Source organism: Lachnoanaerobaculum saburreum DSM 3986, assembly GCF_000185385.1.
GTDB lineage: Bacteria > Bacillota > Clostridia > Lachnospirales > Lachnospiraceae > Lachnoanaerobaculum > Lachnoanaerobaculum saburreum.
Genome location: NZ_GL622296.1, coordinates 1,150,435 through 1,176,128, shown reverse-complemented (window position 1 = coordinate 1,176,128; position 25,694 = coordinate 1,150,435). Strand labels below are relative to the sequence as shown.

Annotated in this window: 21 protein-coding genes; 1 reads left to right on the top strand and 20 read right to left on the bottom strand. The window is 37.5% G+C overall.

From position 1 onward, the window contains the following. Position 1: 1 nt before the first annotated feature. From rlmN to HMPREF0381_RS05460, 11 genes are all read right to left on the bottom strand, one after another. Positions 2-1,057, bottom strand: coding sequence for a 23S rRNA (adenine(2503)-C(2))-methyltransferase RlmN (gene rlmN, locus HMPREF0381_RS05510; protein WP_040461189.1), 1,056 nt, complete (start codon positions 1,055-1,057; stop codon positions 2-4). Then, a complete protein-coding gene (rsmB, locus tag HMPREF0381_RS05505; protein WP_008750928.1) occupies positions 1,050-2,384 on the bottom strand; it encodes a 16S rRNA (cytosine(967)-C(5))-methyltransferase RsmB in 1,335 nt (444 codons plus the stop codon). Before rsmB ends, rlmN begins: the two co-directional genes overlap by 8 nt. Before the next feature lie 2 nt (positions 2,385-2,386). After that, positions 2,387-3,097 (bottom strand): zinc metallopeptidase, encoded by a 711-nt coding sequence (locus HMPREF0381_RS05500; protein ID WP_008750927.1) that lies wholly within the window; start codon positions 3,095-3,097, stop codon positions 2,387-2,389. A 35-nt stretch (positions 3,098-3,132) separates the two neighbouring features. Beyond that, entirely contained in the window at positions 3,133-4,080 is a 948-nt protein-coding gene (fmt, locus tag HMPREF0381_RS05495) for a methionyl-tRNA formyltransferase (protein ID WP_008750926.1), read from the bottom strand. Continuing rightward, positions 4,077-4,577, bottom strand: coding sequence for a peptide deformylase (gene def / locus HMPREF0381_RS05490; RefSeq protein ID WP_034773353.1), 501 nt, complete (start codon positions 4,575-4,577; stop codon positions 4,077-4,079). The genes fmt and def overlap by 4 nt, the downstream gene beginning before the upstream one ends. 10 nt (positions 4,578-4,587) lie before the next feature. After that, on the bottom strand, positions 4,588-6,813 hold the full coding sequence (gene priA, locus HMPREF0381_RS05485) for a replication restart helicase PriA (RefSeq protein WP_008750924.1): 2,226 nt from the start codon (positions 6,811-6,813) through the stop codon (positions 4,588-4,590). After that, on the bottom strand, positions 6,794-8,167 hold the full coding sequence (locus HMPREF0381_RS05480) for a UDP-N-acetylmuramoyl-tripeptide--D-alanyl-D-alanine ligase (protein WP_008750923.1): 1,374 nt from the start codon (positions 8,165-8,167) through the stop codon (positions 6,794-6,796). The genes priA and HMPREF0381_RS05480 overlap by 20 nt, the downstream gene beginning before the upstream one ends. Beyond that, a complete protein-coding gene (locus tag HMPREF0381_RS05475) occupies positions 8,154-9,644 on the bottom strand; it encodes a UDP-N-acetylmuramoyl-L-alanyl-D-glutamate--2,6-diaminopimelate ligase (RefSeq protein WP_008750922.1) in 1,491 nt (496 codons plus the stop codon). Before HMPREF0381_RS05475 ends, HMPREF0381_RS05480 begins: the two co-directional genes overlap by 14 nt. Before the next feature lie 17 nt (positions 9,645-9,661). After that, positions 9,662-11,332 carry a formate--tetrahydrofolate ligase gene (locus tag HMPREF0381_RS05470; protein ID WP_040461720.1) on the bottom strand — a complete coding sequence of 557 codons (1,671 nt, stop codon included), beginning with the start codon at positions 11,330-11,332 and terminating at the stop codon, positions 9,662-9,664. Between the two features lie 13 nt (positions 11,333-11,345). After that, positions 11,346-14,270, bottom strand: coding sequence for a DNA translocase FtsK 4TM domain-containing protein (locus HMPREF0381_RS05465; protein WP_008750920.1), 2,925 nt, complete (start codon positions 14,268-14,270; stop codon positions 11,346-11,348). 108 nt (positions 14,271-14,378) lie between these two features. Further along, positions 14,379-15,536, bottom strand: coding sequence for an NAD(P)H-hydrate epimerase (locus tag HMPREF0381_RS05460; protein ID WP_008750919.1), 1,158 nt, complete (start codon positions 15,534-15,536; stop codon positions 14,379-14,381). Between the two features lie 257 nt (positions 15,537-15,793). Between HMPREF0381_RS05460 and HMPREF0381_RS05455 the strand changes: the two genes are divergently transcribed. Beyond that, positions 15,794-16,075 carry a hypothetical protein gene (locus HMPREF0381_RS05455; RefSeq protein WP_040461186.1) on the top strand — a complete coding sequence of 94 codons (282 nt, stop codon included), beginning with the start codon at positions 15,794-15,796 and terminating at the stop codon, positions 16,073-16,075. Between the two features lie 58 nt (positions 16,076-16,133). Here HMPREF0381_RS05455 and proC read toward each other — a convergent pair whose 3' ends face one another. The 9 genes from proC to HMPREF0381_RS15850 all read right to left on the bottom strand — a co-directional run. Next, positions 16,134-16,913 (bottom strand): pyrroline-5-carboxylate reductase, encoded by a 780-nt coding sequence (proC, locus tag HMPREF0381_RS05450; protein WP_008750917.1) that lies wholly within the window; start codon positions 16,911-16,913, stop codon positions 16,134-16,136. A 9-nt stretch (positions 16,914-16,922) separates the two neighbouring features. Beyond that, positions 16,923-17,834, bottom strand: coding sequence for a LysR family transcriptional regulator (locus HMPREF0381_RS05445; protein ID WP_008750916.1), 912 nt, complete (start codon positions 17,832-17,834; stop codon positions 16,923-16,925). After that, entirely contained in the window at positions 17,831-18,481 is a 651-nt protein-coding gene (locus tag HMPREF0381_RS05440) for a GDSL-type esterase/lipase family protein (RefSeq protein WP_008750915.1), read from the bottom strand. The genes HMPREF0381_RS05445 and HMPREF0381_RS05440 overlap by 4 nt, the downstream gene beginning before the upstream one ends. Before the next feature lie 94 nt (positions 18,482-18,575). After that, positions 18,576-21,155 (bottom strand): selenium-dependent xanthine dehydrogenase, encoded by a 2,580-nt coding sequence (xdh, locus tag HMPREF0381_RS05435; protein ID WP_008750914.1) that lies wholly within the window; start codon positions 21,153-21,155, stop codon positions 18,576-18,578. A 516-nt stretch (positions 21,156-21,671) separates the two neighbouring features. Next, complete coding sequence (locus HMPREF0381_RS05430; RefSeq protein WP_008750913.1) at positions 21,672-23,897, bottom strand: beta-carotene 15,15'-monooxygenase; 2,226 nt, start codon at positions 23,895-23,897, stop codon at positions 21,672-21,674. A 54-nt stretch (positions 23,898-23,951) separates the two neighbouring features. Continuing rightward, a complete protein-coding gene (locus HMPREF0381_RS05425) occupies positions 23,952-24,365 on the bottom strand; it encodes an EamA family transporter (protein ID WP_040461183.1) in 414 nt (137 codons plus the stop codon). A gap of 9 nt (positions 24,366-24,374) precedes the next feature. After that, positions 24,375-24,854 carry a pyridoxamine 5'-phosphate oxidase family protein gene (locus tag HMPREF0381_RS05420; protein ID WP_008750911.1) on the bottom strand — a complete coding sequence of 160 codons (480 nt, stop codon included), beginning with the start codon at positions 24,852-24,854 and terminating at the stop codon, positions 24,375-24,377. A 136-nt stretch (positions 24,855-24,990) separates the two neighbouring features. Further along, positions 24,991-25,266 (bottom strand): PTS sugar transporter subunit IIABC, encoded by a 276-nt coding sequence (locus tag HMPREF0381_RS15340; protein ID WP_008750910.1) that lies wholly within the window; start codon positions 25,264-25,266, stop codon positions 24,991-24,993. Next, the coding region (locus HMPREF0381_RS15850) for a PTS sugar transporter subunit IIA (protein ID WP_008750909.1) at positions 25,244-25,694 on the bottom strand (451 nt) is incomplete at its 5' end. The genes HMPREF0381_RS15850 and HMPREF0381_RS15340, both read right to left, overlap by 23 nt.

Here is a 25,694-nt window from a genome sequence, read left to right as displayed (position 1 = left end):
ATTACACCTCCAAGCTTTCAGATTTATTGCTTGACTCAATAAATCTTCTTCTCAACTGTCCACAGGCACCATCAATATCTCTGCCCATCTCTCTTCTTATTGTGGCATTGACACCTTTCTTTTCCAAAAAATCTCTAAACGCCTTTATTTTAAGCTTATCCGACTGCTTAAAATCTCTCTCCTTTATAGGATTTACAGGTATAAGATTGATGTGGATATTCCTACCGTTTACAAGTCTTACAAGACTTTTTGCCTCTTCCATATTGTCATTTACTCCTGCCACCAAAGAGTACTCATATGATACTCTTCTCCCGGTCTTTTTGAAATAGTAGTCACAGGCTGCGATAATATCCTTTAATGCATACTTGTTGGCTACAGGCATTATAGTCTTTCTTATTTCATCATTCGGTGCATGCAGTGAAAGTGCCAAAGTAATATTCAGTCCTTCATCCGCCAACTTTTTTATCTTTGGAACAATGCCACAGGTAGACACTGTAATATTTCTTTGGCTGATATTTAATCCCATATCACTGCTTATAATTCTAACAAATTTCACTATATTATCATAGTTATCCAAAGGCTCACCTGAACCCATCACAACTATATTGGATACTCTCTCTCCTAAAATCCTTTGAATGCTGTATACCTGATCAAGCATCTCAGCCGTTGTAAGATTTCTGACCAGCCCGTCCAGTGTAGAAGCACAGAACTTGCATCCCATCCTACATCCCACCTGTGATGATATGCATACCGAGTTGCCATGTTCATACTTCATTCTCACACTCTCTATGATATTTCCGTCAGACAGCGCAAACAAATACTTTCTTGTATCATCTATCTTTGATGTAAAGACTTCCACCATCTTAAGTCTTGTCAGTATAACTTGTGACTTTAATATTTCTCTGAATGCCTTTGAAAGATTTGTACATTCATCAAAGGATTCTATAAGCAATTTATGCATCCATTCAAACAACTGCTTTGCTCTGAATGCCGGTTCACCTATATCCTTTACAAAGGTCTTTAACTCTTCAAAATCCATTGACTTTATATCAGTCATCATCTCTCCTAAATACTGCAATGAAAAAACCGTCACAGCCGTCTCTTCCCGGTATCAGCTTAAGATACCCTTTTTCCAATTCATCTTTATCAAACTTTTCAATCAGTATGGATTTAAGTCTCTTAGTTAAATCCACTGCTTTAAAATTACTGTGATTTTTTAAAAACAATGATACATTCTCTTCATTTTCCGCTTTATTCAATGTACATGTGGAAAATATAAGTTCTCCACCAATTTTCACATACTGCGATACATTGTCAAGTATCTCTTTTTGCAAAATGGCAAGTGAGATCATATTCTCAGCATTTAATCTATACTTTATATCAGGCTTTTTACCTATAATACCTATACCGCTGCATGGAAGATCCGCCACTACCAAATCACTTTCTGCAAATCTTTCATTAAATACCCTTGCATCCGCCACCAAAGGAATTATATTTTTAAATCCCTGTACTTTTGCATTCTCCGTTATCAGATTGACCTTATTTTCACTGATATCACAGGAATAAATCAAAGCTTCATTATCTATCTTATCTGCCAGTAAAAAGCTCTTCCCTCCCGGTGCCGCACAAACATCTAAAACCTTTTTTATATTATCAGGTATTATAAGTTCCGCTATCATCGAAGATGACACATCTGTAATGTAGCACTTACCAGATTTTATCACAGAGATATCGTCTACTTTATCAAATCCCCTGATATACAAAACGGCATCATTAAGGCTTGATCTTTCAGCCCTGATATTGCTTTCTTCAAGCTCCTTAACCACATCGGTAACCTTTGACTTTGATGTGTTTACTCTTATAGATACCGGTCTGCCTTCAAGAAAATACTCCAATGTCTTATCAAAATACTTACCGGTATTTTCTTTTATTATATCAAGCAAAAACTCAGGCATAGAATACCTTATACCGATATTGTCAAAGCTTACAGTTTCTTTTTCACTGCTTATCTTTCTGAGTATGCCGTTTACAAATCCGGTAAGTGCTGTCAATCTCCTTAATTTCACAAGATTTACAGCCTCATTTATTATGGCTCTGTCAGGTACCCTGTCCATGTACAGTATTTGATAGATTGCCATTCTAAGTATCTCTCTGATTACAGGCTTTATGCGCTTGCCCCCATTATATTTTTTTATAATAAAGTCAAGTTGCAGTCTGTACTCCACTACTCCATGAACTACCTTTGAAAAAAATCCTCTGTCCGCCTTAGACAGATATGAGTATTTTTCAAGTGCCATATCTATGACCTTATGGCTGTATTCTCCCTCAACATCTATAAGCATCAGAGCTTCCAAAATGAGAGTTCTTATATTTGTTTTTTCCATTATCAGTTTCTTCTTCCCCTACCGTTAAATAAAAGCAAAAGTCTCAGTAATTGTAACACTCCTGAAGCAGCAGCAGCCACATAGGTCATAGCCGCCGCAAAAAGCACTTTTCTTGCACTCCTGTCCTCACCTGACGGTAGAATATTATTGCTCTTGAGTTCTGCCAATGCTCTTTTTGAAGCATCAAACTCTACAGGCAATGTTATAATCTGGAAAATTACTGCAAGCAAAAACATACCGATTCCTATCTGAATAAATATATTTGACATATTTCCGTATCCGAGGAAAAGCCCTATAACTATCATCGGCCAGGCAAGTCTGCTTCCCCAGTTTGCTGCCGGTACAAATGCGCTTCTTAAGTTTAGCGGTACATACCCTACATTATCCTGTATCGCATGACCACATTCATGTGCCGCTACCGCAATTGCCGCCACTGATGTGGAGTTATATATCACTTCACTTAGGCTGACAGTTTTATCTCTCGGGTCATAGTGGTCGGTAAGTCTGCCTGATACAGGTCTTACTCCCACATCATAAATTCCGTTTGCCCTCAGTATTCTTTCCGCCACTTCTCTTCCTGTAAGATTTGATTCAGATCTCACTCTTTCATACTTTGCAAATGTTGCTTTCATTCTCCATGAAGCTGACAATGTTATTATCATTCCGATGATTACAAATATATATGTTATATCCAAACCGTAACCGTAGTACATAAACCCCTCCTTATTGTTATTTATAGAACCTGCAATTATACTTTACTTCCCAATACATATCCCTGCTCTATCTCTCTCCCAAGCAAAAAGTCCTTTGCAGACATTTTCTTCTTGCCTTCAAGTTGCAATGACATCACTTCCAATGCACTGCTATTGCATATTATAAAAATTCTATTATTAAAGCTATATATTTTGCCATAATTTTCATTTAATTTTATATTTGGTAATTCCGATATATTCTCTGCCACCTTTGCTTCCCAAATCTTTAAAACCTTGCCCATATACTTTGTATATGCACTTGGCCATGGATTCATCCCTCTTATAAGTCTTTCTATCTCTATGGCTGATTTATTAAAGTCTATGTCACCCATGCTCTTTGAAATCATCTTGGCATACCCGGTAGTAGACTCCCCCTGCTTTTTCGGTGTAATATTATTAAAATTATCTATAGTATCAACAATAGCCTCACCTCCAAGTAAAGCAAGCTTTTCAAATAGTGAACCTCCCGTCTCATTATCGGAAATAGGCAGTTCATATTGCTTTAAAATATCTCCGGTATCAAGCCCCTCATCCATAAGCATTGTGGTAATCCCCGTCTTTTTCTTGCCGTCTATGATTGACCACTGTATAGGTGCCGCACCTCTGTACTCAGGCAAAAGTGATGCATGAATATTGATACAGCCGAACTTCGGCATATCAAGTATTTCCTTAGGCAAAATTTTTCCATATGCCACCACTACAAAAAAATCAGCCCTTTCCGAATTAAGTCTCTCAAGCAGTGCTTCATCCTTCATTCTTGAAGGAGTAAGCACAGGAATATTTAACTCCTGTGCCAGCTCCTTTACCGGTGTAGGGCTAAGCTCACCTCTGTTTCTTTTCTTATCCTCCCTTGTAAGTACCAGGCTGACATAATGTCCTGCCTCTATAAGCTTTTTCAGCGGTTGTAAGGAAAAATCGGGAGTTCCCATAAAAACTATTTTCATTCTTCATTTGCCTCTTCTTTTTGCATCTTTTCAAGTTCTTCATTGTCTATAAGTTCACCCTCTACAAGGTCAACATATAATTCACCGTCAAGATGTGCACATTCATGGCAGATTGCTCTTGCAAGTAATCCCTCACCCTCTATAGTATACTCGTTCATATCAATATCAAATGCCTTTGCCGCTACATAATTAGGCCTTTTTACTATACCGCTTTTTCCCGGCACACTAAGGCAACCCTCATATCCTACCTGCTCACCGTCCTGCTTTATTATTACAGGATTTATAAGCACATGCACATTGTCAGGCTCCGTCTCTATTACCACTATTCTTTTTAATACACCTATCTGAGGAGCCGCAAGTCCCACACCTCCCGCCTCTCTCATGGTCTCAATCATATCTTCTATCAAAATCTTTGTTCTGTCATTTACTTCTTTTACTTCTTTACACTTTTTATTTAAGACATTGTCTCCCATTACTCGTATTGCTCTTATTGCCATATCTATCTCCTTAATTAAAGTCATACACTGCTCCTACGTTTCTGTAAGAGTTTAGACCTTCTTCTATTTTTTTTTGTATATCTAAAAGTATATCATAATTAGTATTTTTTATGTATACCAGTTTTCTATAATAGTCCTTTACCTTCACCACACTCGGATCGGTAGGTCCTATTATTGCCGAATTTTTAAATTTATTATCTGATTTCAATATGCCAACTATACTGATTGCACATTTATTCAGCTCTTCCTCTTTGATACTGCTAAACATTACGGTAAGCATATAACAGGTAGGAGGATAACCGCCCAGTTTCCTGTATGCCATCTCATTTTCAAAATATTTTTTATAGTCCTGTGCGGCGGCGGCCGCTATCGCATAGTTTTCCGGCTTATATGTCTGTATTACAGCCTCTCCCGTCTTAGCCCTGCCTGCTCTGCCTGCCGCCTGTGTGAGCAACTCAAATGTTCTTTGTGCACTGTTATAATTGCTCACATACAGTGAAGTATCTGCCGCCATTATCCCTACAAGTGTCACATTGTCAAAGTCATGACCTTTTACAATCATCTGTGTGCCTATCAAAATATCCGCATCACCTCTTGCAAAGTCTCTAATCATATCATTTGCACTGTTTTTCTTTGAAACACTGTCTGTATCCATTCGTAAAACTTTGGCATTTGGAAAGACTTCCCTTGTCATCACTTCAAGTTTTTGTGTACCGGTGCCGAAGTTTGCAATATATTTTGAACCGCAGCTTGGGCAAACCTTCGGCAAATCGACACTATATCCACAGTAGTGACATATCAGCTTATTGTTATTGTGCAAAGTCATTGTCACATCACAGTGCTTACATTTTATTGCTTCACCGCAAAATCGACATGATACAAAGCTTGAATATCCCCTTCTATTCATAAAGAGCATCACCTGCTCATGTTTCCTTAATCTGTCCTCTATCAAAGTTTTTAATTTGTTACTGAAAATACTTCTGTTACCTCTTTTGAGCTCGTCTCTCATATCCACTATACTTACTTTCGGAAGTGAAGTATTCTTAGCTCTTTTCTTCAGCTCTAAAAGCTTTATCTCTCCGTTTATAGCCCTGTTATAGGTTTCAGGAGTCGGAGTCGCAGATGCCAAAATTAATGATGCACCGGCAATTTTTGCAAGTTTGCCTGCTACATCTCTAATGTTAAAGGTCGGTACACTTTCATTTTTATAGGCGGAGTCATGCTCTTCATCTATTACTATAAGTCCAAGCCTTTTTACAGGTGCAAATATCGCAGACCTTGGACCTATTATCACATCTGCATCATCTTTTTTTATCCTGTCAAACTGATAAAATTTTTCATTCTTTGACAGCTTTGAATTAATTATAGCCACTCTGTCTCCAAAATACTCTACCATCCTTAACACTGTCTGATAAGTCAATGAAATCTCAGGTATAAGTACAATAGCCTGTAAACCGTTACTTATCACATATTTTATCATATTTATAAATACAAGAGTCTTTCCGCTTCCTGTAATGCCATGTAGTAAGTAGGTATTTCTTTCACCTGTACAAAAGTCTGTTTTGAAGATATCTGTTACCTGTTTTTGCTCTTCATTTAGAATATATTCTTTCGGCTTTTGTATCTCACTAAATTTATCCACACCCAAAGATTTTAATACCGGCAGAAGCGGATTTGATTTAACCTTCTTGGTACCGACTGTGATATAGCCCTCTTCAACCATTTTCTTTATTGTAGCCGAATTAACCTTAAGTTCCTTATTTACATAGCTTTGCGGCAAACTGAAAGTTTTTTTGAGTTCTTCTAAGAGCCTTATTCTGGCAGTTTTTCTCTTTCTCCTAAGTTCATCTAAAACCGATTCTTCAATCTCGCCGTTTAAGAAAATCTCATTGTTTGATTTTTCTTTCATGCCTGACTTCACCGGCATTACTGTGGCTATTGCTTTATCAAAAGTCACACCATATCTGTACTTTATCCATATAGCCAAGCGCAGTAAATTTTCATCTGTACTTAATCCCCCCTTTTCTATATCTGTTATATATTTCAGTTTAGATATATCTATATCACTTTCTTCTTTTATATCTATTATATAACCCTTTTTAGTCAGTTTCCCAAACTCAATCAAAACAGGACAGCCCCGAGTGACCTTATCTCTAAGATTAATAGGAATAAGGTAGGTAAATGGTCTGTCCACATTTGTATTTGCTATAATTATATCAGCGAATAAATTTTTCATAATTTTTTATTTTATCTACCACATCAAAAAGTCTCATACTGTTAGAACCCTTAAACAGGCATACATCGCCATCCTCCAAATATTCCAACAGATATTTTTCCAATGCTTCATTGCTGTCAAAACTTTTGCCGAAAATATCTGTACAGTTTACAATCTCTCTTGCCAATTCTCCTACACTAAATACAGCATCCGGTTTCACATTTTCAGATATAAACTCTCCGACTTCCCTGTGAAACTTAACTTCATCCGCTCCAAGTTCTTTCATATCTGCCAGAACGGCAATTTTTCTCCTTGCCCTAAAGTCCTTTAAGATAGAAAGCGATGCCTTCATAGAGTCAGGTGAGGCATTATAGGTATCATCTATGACAGTAAGATTCTTTAACTCTATCAGCTCCTGTCTGTGTGAAAAGCCTCTAAACGAAGACAGATGCTTACTTGCGGACTCTATATCAAGATTATAGTGGTGTGCTACAGCCAGTGCAACCAATGCATTTGATACCTGATGTTCCCCAAATACATTCAAAGTTACTTTTATACTTCTGTCGCAAATATGTGCTGTAAACTCCGGCATCGCATTGTGAAATACAATATCAGTTGCATAGTAATCACAATCGGTATTTCCCTTGGCACTGAAAAACTTATATATTATACCCTCTCTCTTAGGAGGGTTGGAGAGCATATCATTGTCGGCATTTAAAAATACCACACTGCCGGCTTTCATACCGTCCATTATATGAAACTTTTCAGACCTTATATTCTCTTTTGTGTGAAGATTTTCAATATGTGCAGTACCTATATTTGTAATTATGGCACTGTCACATCCGACTATTTTTGCAATACGCTCCATCTCACCGAACAGGCTCATACCAAGCTCTATAATTCCTATCTCCTCATCAGTTATCCTGCTGATTGTGACAGGCACACCAAGCTGTGAGTTGAAATTATTTGGAGTCTTAAATACCTTAAGGTCTGAGAGTGCAAGTGCTGTCATCTCTCTTGTAGTGGTCTTTCCCACACTTCCGGTCACTCCTACAAGCGGTAAAGAAAGTTTACTTCTAAGATATATGCCAAGACTTTGCAGTGCCTTAATTGTATCCTCTACAAGCACTATATTAAAATCGGGTTTTGAGAAAATATCCTTTCTTGAACTTATTGCCACTCTGCATCCGGCATCATAGACCGATTCTAAGAACTTATGTGCATCATTTTTTTCTCCGACTACCGGAACAAAAAGGCTGTTTTTATTTGCCTCTCTTGAATCAATCACAATATTTGAAAATACGGCATCTTCATTTCCAAAGATAAGCACACCGCCTGTAGCAGCTATAAGCTCTCTCACACTAGTTTCTCTCATTCATCTTCTCCAAGCATTCTTCCACTACTTCCCTGTCAAGGAAATGATGTCTCACTCCGTCTATCTCCTGATAGTCCTCATGTCCCTTGCCTATTATTGCAATAATATCACCCGGCTTAGAGTTCTCCATTGCATAAAATATCGCCTCTTTCCTATCCGGAACAGTGATATACTTTCCACCTGTTTCAGATAATTTCTCAACAATATCCGCAATGATATCCTCCGTCTTTTCATATCTTGAGTTATCTGCCGTAACCACTGAGAAATCTGCCATCTTTCCACAGATTTCACCCATAGAATATCTTCTGTCCTTAGACCTGTTTCCACCTGAACCAAAGACTACCACAAGTCTTTTCGGCTCATATCTGCGAAGAGTTTTTATCAGACTTTCCGTACTTATTGCATTATGCGCATAGTCAATGATTATCTTTATATCATGTGACGAATATGCCACTTCCATTCTGCCGTTTACCTTAATATCCTTTAGTGCGGTCTGCAATACCGCAGGTTTTACCCTACAGATAATTGCGGCACTCAGTGCGGATAAAGCATTATATACATTAAACTCTCCGGGGATTCCTACAAGTATATCACCGACCTCACTTACCCGGTATTTATCTTTTACATTCTTGGAACAGCTTATACAAAAACTTGTACCTAAAAAGTCCTTCTTTGAAATATAATTAATATTATTTATAACAAAATCTCCACACTTTCCAAACTCATACTTTTCATCTGATGTGGACTGCTCCAATATATATGCAGAATGTTCATCATCAGCATTTACAACAGTCTTTTCACATTGTTTAAAGAAAAGTGACTTATACATCAGATACTCTGTAAAGTCCTTATGTTCATCAGGTCCGATATGATCAGGTGAAATATTTGTAAAAATACCGATATAAAATTTTATTCCTTCAATTCTCTTTAGCATCACAGCCTGTGAAGATACTTCCATTACCACATATTCACAACCCGCATCCAAACATTCTTTAAAGGTCTTTTGCAGTTCATAGGACTCAGGTGTTGTATTTAGCGTACTCCTGTGTATATCACCGACGGTTATACCGTTTGTACCTATAAGTCCGACCTTGGCGTTTTGTTCCAAGAGTTTTTTTAACATATAAGATGATGTGGTCTTGCCCTTTGTTCCTGTGATTCCGATTATCTTCATTTTTTTTGCCGGATGACCAAAATATGCAGCTGAAAGTCTTGCAAGTGCCGCTCTGGTACTGTCTACCTTTATAACACAGATATCATCTCTTTTTATATTTCTTTCCACTACTACAGCCTTGGCACCAAGCTTTACAATCTCATCTATTACATCATGTGTATCAAAATTTCTACCCTTAATACATACAAACAGGCAATCCTTAACCACATTTTTTGTGTTGAATACCAAATCCGAAAAATCATCATCAAACTTTCCGGATATTATATCAATATCAAGACCGTCAGTATTTTCTATAAGTTTCATTTTTTCTCCCAAGTCATTTAGAAAAGTCCTACTATATTTCCGTTTTCATCCACATCCACAGCTTCCGCTGCTGGCACCTTTGGAAGTCCCGGCATAGTCATAATACTGCCTGTAACAGCAACTACAAATCCTGCGCCGGCATTTACATAGGCCTCTCTTACATTTATATCAAAGTTTTCAGGTCTGCCAAGCTTATTTTGATCATCCGACAGTGAATATTGATTTTTTGCCACACACACGGGCAAATTGCCAAATCCGAGTGCCTTAGCCCTGTCAATTGCCTTTTTTGCAGCAGGAGAATATGTTACATTTTTTGCACCGTATATCTTTGTTGCAATAGTGTAGAGCTTATCTTCAATGCTCATATCGTCAGGATAGAGCGGTGTAAAATGACTTTCTTTGTTTTCAAGAGTATAAAGAATCTTCTTTGCAAGTTCGACTCCGCCCTTTCCGCCTTCTTCCCATACCTTTGAAACTGCAAACTCACATTTTCTGCTTTCACAAAACTCTCTTATAAAATCAATCTCCGCTTTGCTGTCAGTCACAAAGTGATTTAGTGTAACAACCACAGGTACACCAAAAAGCTTGATATTTTCTATATGCTTTTCAAGATTTACAATTCCTTTTTTAAGTGCTTCAAGATTTTCTTTTGAAAGCTCGTCCTTTGCAATACCTCCATTGTACTTTAAGGCTCTTACAGTAGCCACAAGCACTACACAATCAGGTGCTATCCCTGCTTTCCTGCACTTTATATCAAAGAATTTTTCCGCTCCGAGGTCGGCACCGAAACCTGCCTCAGTAAGTGCAATATCACCCATACCCATGGCAATCTTAGTTGCTCTGACCGAGTTGCATCCATGTGCAATATTTGCAAAAGGCCCGCCATGTACCAATGCAAGTGAATGTTCAAGCGTCTGCACAATATTCGGCTTGATTGCATCCTTTAACAGTGCCGCCATAGCTCCTACCGCCTTAATATCTCTTGCAAACACCGGCTCACCTTTAAAGTTATAAGCAACTATAATGTTTGAAAGTCTTTCTTTCAAATCATCCATATCATCAGCCAGACAAAGTATTGCCATTATTTCGGAAGCCACCGATATCACAAAGTGATCTTCTCTTACCACACCGTCAGTCTTGCCGCCGATACCCACTACTATATTTCTAAGCACTCTGTCATTCATATCAATACATCTTTTGTGAATAATTGCATTGGTATCTATTGAAAGTGCATTACCTTGCTGAATATGATTGTCAAGCATTGCCGCCAAAAGATTATTGGCGGATGTGACAGCATGAAAATCTCCCGTAAAGTGAAGATTTAACTCATCCATAGGTACTACCTGTGAAAGTCCTCCGCCTGCGGCACCTCCCTTTATACCGAAGCAAGGGCCTAAAGACGGTTCTCTAAGTGCTGTTACCGCCTTTTTACCCATCTTTTTAAATGCCTGACCAAGTCCTACAAGTGTAGTGGTCTTGCCCTCTCCCGCAGGTGTAGGATTGATGGCTGTAACCAGTACAAGCTTTCCGCTTTTTATTCCTTTACGAGACTTTAAAAACTCTTCACTAAGCTTTGCCTTGTACTTGCCGTACATTTCCAGATCATCTTCAGCTATTCCATAATCACTTGCAACATCTGCAATATTTTTCATCTTAACACTTCTTGCAATTTCAATATCGCTAAACATACATTCTCCAAATCTATAATACATTCAAAAACTCATCCATACTCATCAGTATTTCTCTCCTCTTTGTGCCTGCTTCATCACCTACCACCCCTGCATCCGCAAGCTGATCCATGATTCTTGCAGCCCTGTTAAAGCCAATCTTAAAATTTCTTTGAAGATTGCCTATTGAAGCTCTGTCTTTTTCTATAATATATCTGCCGGCCGCCTCAAACAGTTCATCTCTGTCCGCCGTATCACTTGTGCCGTCGGCAATCTTTTCACTCTCTTCTATATGCCTTATTGTATTTTCATCATAACCCGCCTGCATATTTTGATTCTTAATAAAATCCACCACAGCAGATACTTCCTCATCAGATACAAAAGCACCCTGTACTCTGATAGGATTTGGTGAACCGTATGGTGCAAACAGCATATCACCCTTTCCAAGAAGCTTTTCAGCACCATTGCTGTCAAGTATAGTTCTTGAGTCTATACCGGATGATACTGCAAATGCAATTCTTGAAGGAATATTTGCCTTTATTATTCCTGTAATAACATTGACACTTGGTCTTTGTGTGGCAATAACCAGATGTATTCCACAGGCTCTTGCAAGTTGAGCCAGTCTGACTATAGCATCTTCCACCTCGGCATTTGCAACCATCATAAGATCCGCCAACTCGTCAACAATTATAACAATCTTGGGCAACTTCTTAGGAAGCCCCTCAATATTACCTCTTCTTTTTGCATCTTCTATTCTCTTATTATAAGCTGTAAGATCTCTTACCCCTGTAGCCGCAAACTTCTTATATCTTTCACCCATCTCCGCAACTGCCCAGTTCAGTGCCGAAGCCGCCTTTTTCGGCTCAGTCACTACAGGAATAAGCAAATGCGGTATACCGTTGTACACTGAAAGCTCCACCACCTTCGGATCCACCATAATAAGCTTCACATCATCAGGTGAGTACTTATATATAATACTCATTATCAATGTATTGATACATACCGACTTACCTGAACCTGTAGCACCTGCAATAAGTACATGCGGCATCTTTGCAATATCTGAGACAATAACTTTACCTGAAATATCCTTACCTACCGCAAAGCCTATACTCTCCCCACCGTTTCTAAAGGCCCTGCTTTCAAACAAATCACGTAAAAATACTGTCTGCTTTTGCTTATTCGGAACCTCTATACCTATAGCGGATTTTCCAGGAATAGGTGCCTCTATTCTTATATCACTGGCTGCCAGCGCGAGTTTAATATCATTTGCAAGCGATAATACCTTGGACACCTTTACACCCTGATCAGGTTTAAGCTCATAAAGTGTAACGGACGGTCCGACACTGATATTCTCTACAGTTACATTTACATCAAAGCTTGCCAAAGTCTCCTGCAATGTGATAGCGGTCTGTCTGTATTCACTGTCCGACAATATCTGATTTGCATTATTACTTTTCTTTAACAGATACGTTCCGGGGCAGACATACGGTCTTTTTACAGTTTTTTTATTTTCAATTTCAGTTTTTATCCTGCCCTTTTGTGAATCCGCTCTTTGCTCTTCAAACTTCTTTTGCACTGCCGAAGTATCTGAAAATATAACCTTGCCGCTTGCAGTGACCAGAGTTTTTTCACCAGCACTGCTTAATAAAGCATCATCTCTGCCTGATTTCTTATCGGTGTTACTGTCTTGCTCATTATATCCGGTTTCATTACCGTATTCTTTTCTAAACTCAATATCATCGCTGTTCATTTGATTTGATACTCCAACCGGAGTATCATCATCTATATAGCTGAAGTCGTCATGTGATCCTTCCTCTGTGATCCTGACAGTAGAAAACGGTTGTTCATAAATATCTATCTCATCTTTTCTTGCCAGTATCTCATTAGCTCTTCTTAAAGTTTCCTCATCTATATCATTTTCAAGCCTTGAATCTACATCCCCTCTATTTATATTTCCATAGAAGTTGTCCGCCCTCTTATTCATTATTATAGAATCTGTAGGCTCCTCCATATCTTTATCATCAGCCAAAAAATTGGTATCTATTACACCCTCATCAGCCTCTGTTCTTTTAAAATCCTCATTGTTCTTACTGTCAAAGAGTCCAACCATCGGTTCACTTTTTTTTTCACCGGCACCTGTAGGAGGCAAACTTACAGTATGCTTTACCTTTCTCTTTGAAAAGTCTATGGCACCAAGATTTATATTCCCTCTGTTTTGTCTCTTGTTATAACCTGAAAGTTCATCTACATATCCGTCTTTTTTATTGTCAATATCCAGCTCTACAAAGTTATCAAAATCGTCATAGTATCCGTCACCATACTCTGTCTCCCGTCTTTGTTTCCTTTGTTCCATCACTCTTGCCATATCACTCTTTGCCCTTGATATGGTCATCTTACCGCCTGTCTTTACCATAGATATGAATGACTTACCTGTAAGTATTACAATGGCTATGATAAAAACTGCAATAAAAAATATAATTGCCCCAATCTTACCCAATACAGATGAGATAATAAGTCCCAGACTTCCTCCTATAAGACCGCCATACCACCCCTCAGTATAAAATTTTAAAAGGCTTACTGCCTTTAGACTTGGGATTCCTATCAGTGATATAAGTGTGTCCACTGCCAAAACCGCCAACACCACTCCGATAAATTTTATTTTTGCGACACTTGAACCTACATTGGACAGAAGAAAAGCTCCGCCTATAAATACAAACATCGGTACCGCATATCCAAGTATGCCGAATAACCCCATCTGTAATGATCTGAAAAACTTTCCCACTACTCCCATAAGTCCAAAATGACTCAAAAAAAGAACCAGGGACATAACGAACAAGGCAATCATCAAAATTTCCGAATTCAGAAACTCCAGTTGCTCATTGTTCTCTGTCTTTTTACTCACTCTATCTGTACTGCTGCTGTTTTTAGTTTTTTTGGTTTCTTGTTTTCGACCTGCCACATCAATTCCCCACTTCCATAAAGTCTACCCTAAAGTATACCTAATATAGGTATTATTTGCAATATAGCTGAAAATATTCTAACACATATTGATTTTCCGGGCTACATGTTAACTTTCCTCTTTTGCCACAATCCCTATATACATATTTACAAGCTTACCTATATGTTTTTTTGCCTCATCCGTTATAAGTCCCTTTTTTAAAAAACCTATACTTACTGTCAGATCCGAGTTTATACATATATTTGACTCTCCTGTATCTCCATTCATACCTGAATTTATATCCGCACTGACTACAATTGCTTTTGAATTGTTTACAGCCTTTATAACAGAATAAACAGGCTCTCTCACCTCTCCCACAAAACCTGTGCCGTATATGCAGTCCAATATATAGTCGTATGAATTAAATTTTTTAAGCAATGTATTATAATCCGTACCGTCATCCAATACAGAATACTTTATTCCTTTTTGATTACATATATTAAAATAATACTTTCCGTCTTCTGAGAATTTATCCTTTATCAGCAGTATTTCTACATCTATTCCTTCTATATCCAGTAAATCAGCTACCACATATCCGTCTCCCGCATTGTTTCCGCTACCTGCAAGTATAAGTACCTTATCCCCTATATTCCAGTCCGCTACATAAAATATAGCTTCACCTGCTCTGTACATAAGCTCTTTACTGTCCATAAAATTTTTAATGGTATAGCTGTCGGCATCTCTCATCTCTTTTACAGACATAACTCTCTTATCCCTGTCAAAAGAATCAAAAAATTTCTTTACCAATGATTTGTAATCACTCTCTTTGATTTCCATACCTTTTGCACCCATAAGCTCAAATTCAACTCCCATCTCCACAACTCTGGTATCTAAAGTTTCAAATCCGTTTTTATTGTAAAACTCAAGTCGCTTCTTTCTCTGCTTTATATTGCCACTCCCCTCTTCTACAGGTTCAATAGCAAGCGAAAGTCGTGGGTGCATTTTTTTGTACTCACGAAGTATCTTACTTCCATATCCGCTCCGCCTAAGTCTGCCGTCTATAGCAAAATAAAAAATATATGACAACTTCTCACCTACCAAAGTGTGAATAAATCCAAGCCATATATCATCATCATAAACAGACAAAAACTCTACACCTCTGTCATTTCCCACCAATACCATAATATAAAAAGGAATTCTCTCTTCAAAAGGAAATGCATCCCAATATAACTGTTTTATTTCTTCTAAATTCTTTGTATTTTCATCTATCTTTTCAAATCTAATCATAGTACTCCAATCTTTACTATATATTTTACAATATAGAAATACCTCACAATAATATACCGAACCGATACTTTATATCATATCAGAACGTTAAAATATAATCTTAAAAAAATGTTATCTAATATTAATTTATTATTTCGAAACTTTTTTCCTTTTTTTTAGATATAAAGCCTAATTATATTTGACATTTTTGAAAAACAGGTATAAAATCGGTTTTTGTTAAGGGACATAGGTTAGTGTCTATTAAGGGAGGTATTAAAATGTTAAAATTTAAATTATTTGCTGTTGCTGCTGTAGCTATGCTTGCTTTCACAGGTTGTGGTTCAAGTGCACCTAAGGCTGATGCTTCAAGTGCTGTTGAGTCTGCTGGTAAGGAAGCCTCAAGTGCTGCCGAGTCTGCCGGTAAAGAGATTTCAAGTGCGGCTGAATCTGCCGCTAAGGAAGCTTCAAGTGCTGTTGAGTCTGCAAAAGACAAATCTGCAAACGAGTCTTCAAGTGAGTCGGGTGCTGAAACAACTGTAGAATCTACAACTGCTAAATAATGTATAATCACCCTTAGGTCAGCCTTTTGGCTGACCTTTTTTATTTTGTTAACTTTTTTCATTGACTTTTTAACGTAGCTTTAGATACAGCTTCTATTACACCGGCTCTAAAGCTATGCTCTTCCAATGTCCTTACCCCTTCTATAGTGGTACCTGAAGGTGAACACACCATATCCTTTAAGCTGGCAGGATGAATATTTGTTTCAAGAATCTGTGTTGCACTTCCAAGCACAGTCTTTGCAGCTATCTTAATTGCTACATCTCTCTTTAATCCATAAAGTACTCCCGCATCCGCCAATGCCTCTATAAACATAGCTACATATGCAGGTCCGCCACCTGACAGTCCTGTGACTACAGGGAAAAGTCTCTCTTCAACCCATTCCACAAGACCTATTGCAGTAAAAATCCTTTCTATCTCCTCTTTTTCTTCTTCTGTTGCATTGCTTTCACTGTCAAGTGCAAATACGCCTTCACCGACCAGCGCCGGTGTATTCGGCATGATTCTAAGCACTCTTTGTTCACCTATATATGACTTAATATCAGCACTTTCAAGTCCTGCAACTATTGACATAATCAACTTTCCGTCTACATGTTCTGAAATTTTTTCAAAAAGTGCTTTTGCATGAATCGGCTTAACTGCCACAAGTATTTTATCAAAATGTTCTGTCAAGTCTATTTCATCACTATATACTTTAAATCCATACTCTCTTGCCTTTTCCCTTGATTTGGTATATATATCGAAAATACCGATATCATTGATATCCATTGCCTTTTTTTCTACAATACCTTTTGCAATAGCCGCACCCATATTTCCGAAACCTATCACACCCAGTCTCATATCTTTCTCCTATTCTAAAATCTTATCGTTAAATTTTGCTACTTCTTCCAAATACTTTTTTCCAAGCTCACTGACAGAAATATCCTTCCTTATAATATAACCTATTGTCATTCTCTCATCCGAATCAAGCTTGACAGCTTTATACTCCTCACCGTTTAACTCCTCACAGATTATACCGCAACAAAGTGTATACCCGTTCAGACCGACCATCAAATTTAATAATGTAGCTCTGTCATTTGCCTTTATCAGCTTATGATACTCATATGTGGAAAGTACTTCCTCAGCAAAATAAAAAGAATTGTACTCTCCCTGTTCAAATGACAGACAGGGATAGTCCATAAGCTCATCCATCTTTATTTTATCATGTCCTGCCAATGGATGATTTTTGTACAAATACACATAAATACTGCATTCCATCAGCGGTGTGAATATAAGATTTGAATCCTTAAAAAGTTTAGTCAAGATATTCTTATTAAAATCATTTATATACAGTATACCGATCTCACTTTTAAAGGTCTTAACATCATTGATAACGTCATAGGTCTTTGTCTCATTCACTGCAAACTCATATTCATCCATTCCGAATTGCTTTACAAGATTTACAAAGGCACTGACTGCAAATGTATAATGCTGCATTGACACACTGAACTTCTTTTTTAAGCTCGGATTTGAAATATACTTTGCTTCTATCAGATCAAACTGCTCCACCACCTGTCTGGCATATCCTACAAACTCACTTCCTTCAGGTGTCAAAAATATACCTCTGTTATTCCTTGAAAAAAGTTTTATCCCAATCTCAGCCTCAAGTTCAGCGATAGCCGATGAGAGGCTGGGCTGTGTGATAAACAGATTACCTGCCGCTTTATTTATAGAACCGGCATTTGCCACCTCTATAGCATATTTTAGTTGTGTTAAAGTCATATCTTCACTTCTTTATTTTCCAAAGTTTCTTTTATAATTTCACTTACCTTTTTTGCAAGTGCTATATGTGAGTCTGCTGTCAGATGCATAAAATCAATATCATTCATCACTACATAAGGAGCGGCATCAAAAAATCCTACCTTAAGTTCATCCGCCACAAACTTATACTCCATAGAAAGCTTATATGATTTATCTGAACATTTGCCCATATTGCTGCCCACAGCTGAGTTTTCACACTCCTTTAATATAGGACCCGGAGCAATTATAAGTATATTCGGCTTGTCTCTCCATACATCGGCTCCCAGAGCCTTTATCACAAGTCTTCTCATACCAAGTGCAATATTTGCTCCTGTAAGTGAAAACCTTTCCTTACAGTCATTAGTTCCAAGCATTATCACCAACATATCAAGCGGTGAATGGCTCTGTAAACATGGCAAAAGATAGTTAAGTCCTGAAAGTCCTTCATTAAAAGGGTCGTCAAGACAGGTGGTTCTGCCGCAAAGTCCCTCTTCACAGACTCTATATCTGTCTCCCAGTATTTTTGCAGCTACCATCGGCCATCTGATCTCTTCATTAAATCTGCCTCCGCTCTTTGCATCATAGCCCCAAGTATTCGAATCTCCAAAAATAACAATTCTCTTTTTCATATATTTTCCTATCCGGTTTTTCTTTATATTCTTTTCTATCTATTATATAAACAAATAAAGGGATTGGCAAATGCCAACCCCTTTTAAATATAAATTATTTTTTCTTCTTATTAGTATAGTATGTATCATCCATAGGTAACTTCGGTCTAAGCTTTCCGTCTCTCTTATAGTAGGCATTCTGTGCAGCCGGAGCTGTAGGGATAGTTGCAATCTCTCCAATACCCTTGGAACCGTAAGCCACTCCGAGAAGTTCCTTCTTCTCAACATAAATAGCCTGAATATCAGGTATATCTGTAGCTCTCATAAGTCCAAGAGTTCCGTATTTTGATTTAACCATACAGTCTTGAAGCTTAAAGTCCTCAGTAAACGCATATCCGAGTGACATAAGTACTCCGCCTTCTATCTGGCCTTGTATAGAGATAGGGTTTACAACCTTGCCTGAGTCATGTGCCGCAACCACCTTTGAAACTTTACCGTCCTCATCAAGTACTACAAGATGTGTAGCATATGCGTATGCCACATGTGACTTAGGGAACGGCACATCTGCACCAAGTTTATCTGTAGGTTCAAAGTACTCGGCATAGAACTCTCTGCCGTTAAGCTTATCAAGGTCACCGCCTACTTCATCAAGTGCCGCCTTAACTTCAAGTGAAACTCTTCTTACGGCCTCACCGCTTATAAGTGTCTGTCTTGAGCCTGATGTGGTACCTGAATCAGGATCAAGTTCAGAGTTGCTGCCCATGTTCTTAATCTTAGACCTTGACAAGCCCAGAGTCTCTGCAACCATCTGTATAAATACTGTCGAGCATCCCTGACCGATATCTGAAGCGCCACAGTATATCTCCACTTTTCCGTCATTTATCTTCAACCTTGCACGACCTGTATCAGGAAGTCCTACACCTACACCCGCATTCTTCATAGCACAGGCAATTCCTACATTAGGATAATACTTGTCATAGTATGGTTTTACAGCTTCCAAAGTCTCCTTAAGTGCTGTAGAACAGTCCGCTATCTGACCGTTTGGAAGTACTTTCTCAGGCTCAATAGCATTTCTATATCTGATTTCCCAAGGCGAAATACCTACCTTCTCAGCAAGTAAGTCTATCATAGACTCAAGTGCAAACTCACTCTGACAAACACCGAATCCTCTAAATGCGCCTGCCGGCGGATTATTTGTATAATATCCATATCCTCTTATATCATGGTTTTGATAGCAATACGGTCCGACCGCATGAGTGCAGGCACGTTCAAGTACAGGACCGCAAAGTGATGCATAGGCACCTGTATCAAAATATATATCACAGTCAAGTCCTGTAAATATACCGTTTTCATCACAACCCAAAGTAAATGTACCATGCATTGCATGACGCTTCGGATGGAAAGCAAGTGATTCATCTCTGCTAAACTTTGCTTTTACAGCTCTTTTCAGCTTATATGCACAAAGTGCCGCTATATGCTGTGTGGTAACATCTTCCTTACCTCCGAAACCGCCGCCTACAAGTTTATTCTCTACAACAACCTTTTCAGGATCCCAGCCAAACATAAGTGACACCTCTTTTCTTGTATCAAATACACTTTGGTCAGTACTGTATATCTTCACACCGTCCTTATAAGGAAATGCTATGGCACACTCCGGCTCAAGAAACGCATGCTCTGTAAAAGGTGTATCAAAGGTCTCGGTAACAGTATACTTTGATTTTTCAAGTGCCGTCTTGGCATCACCTCTTCGCACATGACGAGACTGACAAAGATTACCGCTTGGATGAATCTTCGGTGCATCCTCCGCCATAGCCTCAGTAATATTTCTTACAGGCTCAAGCACCTCATACTCCACCTTTACCAAAGTCTTGGCCTTCTTTAATATTTCTTCACTCTTTGCTACAACAAGACATAGTGCATCACCTACAAATCTGGTAACCTCGCCCTTTGCAATCATTACATCCCAGTCCTGTTGAATATGTCCAACCTTATTATTCGGTACATCCTCAGCTGTATATACCGCAACAACACCCTCAAGCTTCAATGCCTCAGAAAAATCAATATCAAGTATTCTTGCTCTTGGATATTTTGTTCTTACCGCCGATACATGCAACATATCTTCCATCTCAACATCATCAACATACTCACCGTAGCCAAGCACCTTCTCTCTTACGTCAATTCTGAAAGCATTTGAACCTACACCGAACTTATCACCTTTTTCAAGTTCCTTATCAATCTGCCTGTCACCTCTTTTTATCTGTGCTGCCAGATCAATAGCTTCAATGATTTTCTTATAGCCTGTACATCTGCAAATATTACCCTTTATAGCCTCTTTGATATCAGCCTCTGTCGGATTTGGGTTCTTGTCTATAAGAGCCTTACCTGACATTACCATACCCGGAATACAAAATCCGCATTGTACTGCTCCCTTAGAGCCGAAAGCATATACAAAAATCTCTTTTTCTTCCTCACTCAACCCTTCTACTGAAACTATGTTCATCCCTTGAGCTCTCTTGGTAGTCATAACACAGGCTCTGGTAGCCTTACCGTCAATAATGATGGTACAGGTACCACATGCGCCCTGACTGCAACCGTCCTTTATAGATTTGAGCTTTAAGTCATCACGTAAAAATCTTAACAGTGACACTTCTTTTTCAGTTTCAACCGATTTCCCATTTACTGTAAAACTGTACATCAAAATTCCCCTCCATGATGCATTTATATGCCTAAAACTTTTTTAGATAAGACATATATAATAATTAGTAAAACTTATTGCATAAACAATATTTACCATCGTGAAATTTATTTATCGAAATTATGCATAAATACCGGTAACGACAACTTACCCTTGGTATTTATATATCATTTCAAAAGTAAATTTCATAAATTCATTCACATTTTCAAACAATGTAATAATAATATTATAACATAATTATTTCAATAAATAAACTCATTTTTATTTAGGTTCTCAATAATTTAATCTTTTATAAAACCTGTCTGTCCTTTATTTATGCCATAATTTACTTAGATGACACCAAAATATTTTTTATGTAATTAATATTACTGAATATAGCATCATGTATATTCTCTATATCTAAATATTTTTTTGTATATACTCAAGTCGCCTTGGAAATTCCGCTTATCTTTTTGACCTCATAAATATCTCTTCTTTCTAAAATTGCCTTTATATCTGATTATCACTTGATAAATATTATTTTACAGTCACCTTATATATCACCACGTCACCATACTTTTTATAAACCTCGGTACTGCCTTCTTCGTACATATATTTCACAACATCCGATGCTCTCTGCCTGTCCTTTAAATACTCCTCATCTACACATATATACTTAATCTGTGCGTAGTCAAGATACTTTTTGAAGTGATCAAGTGTCTTTACCACTGCCGGATTTCCGCCGCTTCCTGTAATGTCCGTATAAGTTCTGATATCAAGACCCAAAACTGATAATGAATTATCATCTGACAATAAAAGCGTTCTCGGATTGCCCAGTGCCGTCAAATCTTCATACACATCTGCAAACTCTTTTCTCTCTTTTAAGTCCCTGTCTAAAAACTTGGCATGATGATTGTAGATACCGAACCTGCTTCCACTCTTTACAATTTCACTAAGTCCGCTTACTCCTGCCCAGTTTGTTACACCCGTTATAAAAAATGCAAATACTATACAGGGCAACAGACCTCTGAATAAATATTTTACAGAATCGGTCTCAGTCAAAAAGCATACCGTTATTATTACCAGTGTAAAAAACAGTATAAAATAATTGCCGTCTATCTGATTTAATATAAATAAGCTAATCAGGCTTACCGCAGCATCTACCGACAGTAATATACCGATATAGGCAAATATACCCCTGTTTTCTCTGTTCTTAAATAAAAATCTGACAGTAAATATAACCGATAACCCAAGTAATACTGTTATAATTACAGTTGGAGAAGCAATATATATATGCATTTCCCCGGTTGGAGCTATAAATAACTGAAACAACCGATAAAGCATATCTACCTTCTCCCCTGATGACATATTCATGCCGCCGCTTTTATATATCCCGATAGTATACGGATACTTTGTCTCTATTCCAAGCTTGTACCAGACAGATGAGTACACCGAGGTAATGATATGCCCTGTCAGCATATATGTCCTTGCATATACAAGTACTATTGCAAGTACCGGAAAGGTAAGCAGATATATGACACTTACAAAATAATTATTCTTATCCCTTAATACATTCTCCGACTTATTCTCATTAAAAATATATAGAGAAAACAGATAAATAAGATTTGACAAGCCTATTCCGAAACTGAATAAGAGACTTGTAGGCTTATAGATAAGACTTGCAAGCAATGACACCAATGCAAATATAATATAGTAACCTTGCTTCTTTTTTACATATAAGCACATATTTAACACCGTGATCAGTTGCATCAGCAAAGTTATCATATCAGTCTTTGCTGATATACTCATATTCATAACGGCAGGTGTTACTGAAACCAGTATTATTCCAAGCCATGCCTTATTTATATTATCACTGCATACCGCTATTATCTCATATACACAAATCAGTACCAGTATGGCACACATATAATTGAAGCTAAGTACAAATCCGAAAGATATTTTATTATTTAAAGCCAATGTAAGTATCTCCAAACCCTTAGGATACACATATACATCATTTACAGTGCCAAGTCTGTCATATATTCCCGTATTGCCTATCAACACGGACAAGCTTCTAAGTCCATACCTAAGTGAGTCATAGTCAAGCGCAATATTTATTCTGCCAAGTTGCAAAAGCAAAGCCGACAGCATTATCGCCATACCTACACAGAAATAATTTTTCTTCTTTAATTCTAAAATATTTTCATATTCAGATATCGCATATGGCTTTATTTCTATTAATTTAAAAATTCTTAACCACAGATATATCGCTATAGTAAATACAACAAGCCCGAAAGTATAAACTCTAACCGCTTTTATTGAAGCTATATGCAGACTTGACAGTATGCATATAGAAATAATATAAAAAAGACTGCCTATAACAAAGCTGTTTAAAACACCTGCAATTCTACTCTCCTCAGTATATTTTTTTCTTATGAAAAGCAATAATATGTCCCCAAGACATATCAATACTCTAATATATAAAAGATCTAAAATAAGTGCTGTAGCTGACTGATGCAGATATAAATATGCCCCTGAGATAAAACTTACGGCAAAAACAATGATACTTTTTCTTTTTACTATTCTTAAGATCAGGTAAAAGCCTATAAAGAGTATCAGATGCTCAATAAACAGCTCTTTTGTAGCTGAATCTTCTATGTACTTTAATATAAATGTTTGTCCGGCTAACAGTGAACCGCTATATATACTCATTGCAAATGAGATTATAAAAAGTAATATATATATCAGTCTTTTTTTTATCATTGGTATTCTCCGGTGTTTCCAAAATTTTAATCTTTATACTCATGTTTCAAAATATCAAAGCACCATTATCAATGTTCCGATACCTATCAGTATACAGCCTATCAGTGATTTTACAGTAAAATTTTCATGTAGAAATATAAAAGCAAGTACAAGTGTGATAACTACACTCAATTTATCAATCGGCACTACCTTTGATGCATCTCCTATCTGTAATGCCCTATAATAGCAAAGCCATGATACACCTGTAGAAAGCCCTGATAAAATGAGAAATATCCAACTTTTTCTTCCTATATAAAGTATACTATTTTCTGTTTTTGTTATAAAAACCAATACCCACGCCATCAAAACCACTACAGCCGTTCTGATTGCTGTTGCCAGATTTGAATTAACTCCATCAATACCTACCTTTGCAAGTATTGATGAAAGTGCTGCAAATATTGCCGAAAATAAAGCAAATATAAACCACATATTCACCCCTTACTTCTCATTTACCGACTTTCCTGTCATATGGTCAATACTTATCATAAACATTTTTACTCTGCTGCCTGCTTCTTCCATTTCCTTCTCAATGGATTCCGCACTCGGATAAAATCTCTTTGCCAATCTGCGCAGTTTAATATATATCTTTTCTTTATCGGTCACTTCATCTACATGTCCGAAACATACCACACTTTTAAATGTATTTGCCCAGTCGCCCTCTTCTATATGACCTTCATCAGTGGTTGTAAAGCATATCTTATTGTTCTTAGCCAAAAGTTCCACCTTTTTCCCCTGCATTGCGCCATGAAAATATATTTTGCCGTCAGCCTCATCATAGTATTGATTTATTGTAACAGCATACGGATATCCGTTTTCATCATTCATAGCTATAACTCCTCTTGGTGCATTCTTTAGGATTTCAATACACTCCTTATGTGACAACTGCTGTTTAAATCTTCTCATTGCTCTAAATTCCATCTTATCTCCATTCTATTGCAATATACTGCAAATCATATTAGTTTTTCACATAATTATATCATAGAATCATTTTTACTGAATAAGTTTTTCTTAACAACAATAAAGGCCTATGGTAAAACCCATAAGCCTTTATATCTTAGTTTTCTTTCTTCTTACCAAGATTTAAAGATATCATCAAAAGAAATGCTCCTATAAAAGTACCTGCAATCAGTGCAATTATATACATCAACGGATTTGAAACTGCTCCTACCAATAATGCAAATATTCCACCATGTGGTGCCTTTGATTTACAATCAAATACCATACTCAAAGCACCTGCCACACCGCTTGAAATAAACAATGGAGGTATTACTCTCAGCGGATTACTTGCTGCAAACGGTATTGCCCCTTCAGTTATGCTTGTTTTCAACACCAATCTGACCGTTGGTTTCAACTTTTACATCCAGTCCCATTTCTTTAGCGGCTTCCTTTATCTTCTCTGCCGCCATAAATGTATGTGCAATACCTGTAGGGCAGGCTGTAACCGCTACAATATATTTTCTGTTCTCTCCTGCACCGCCGCTTTCTTTATCAGGCTCTTTTTTTTGCTCCTCACTTGACTTTACAAAATCCTCAAATATACCCTGTACTTCTTCCTTGGTAGAGGCATTATCAAGTCTGCCCTTTACATCAGGATTCATAAGTGCGGTAGACAATGTGGCTAATGCCTTCAGATGCTCATCAGCTCCGTTTGCAGGTGCACAAATCATAAATATATGTTTTGCAGGCTGAGAGTCAAAGCTTTCCCACTCCACACCTTCATCACTTTTCGCATAAATAATCATTGCCTTGTGAACTACC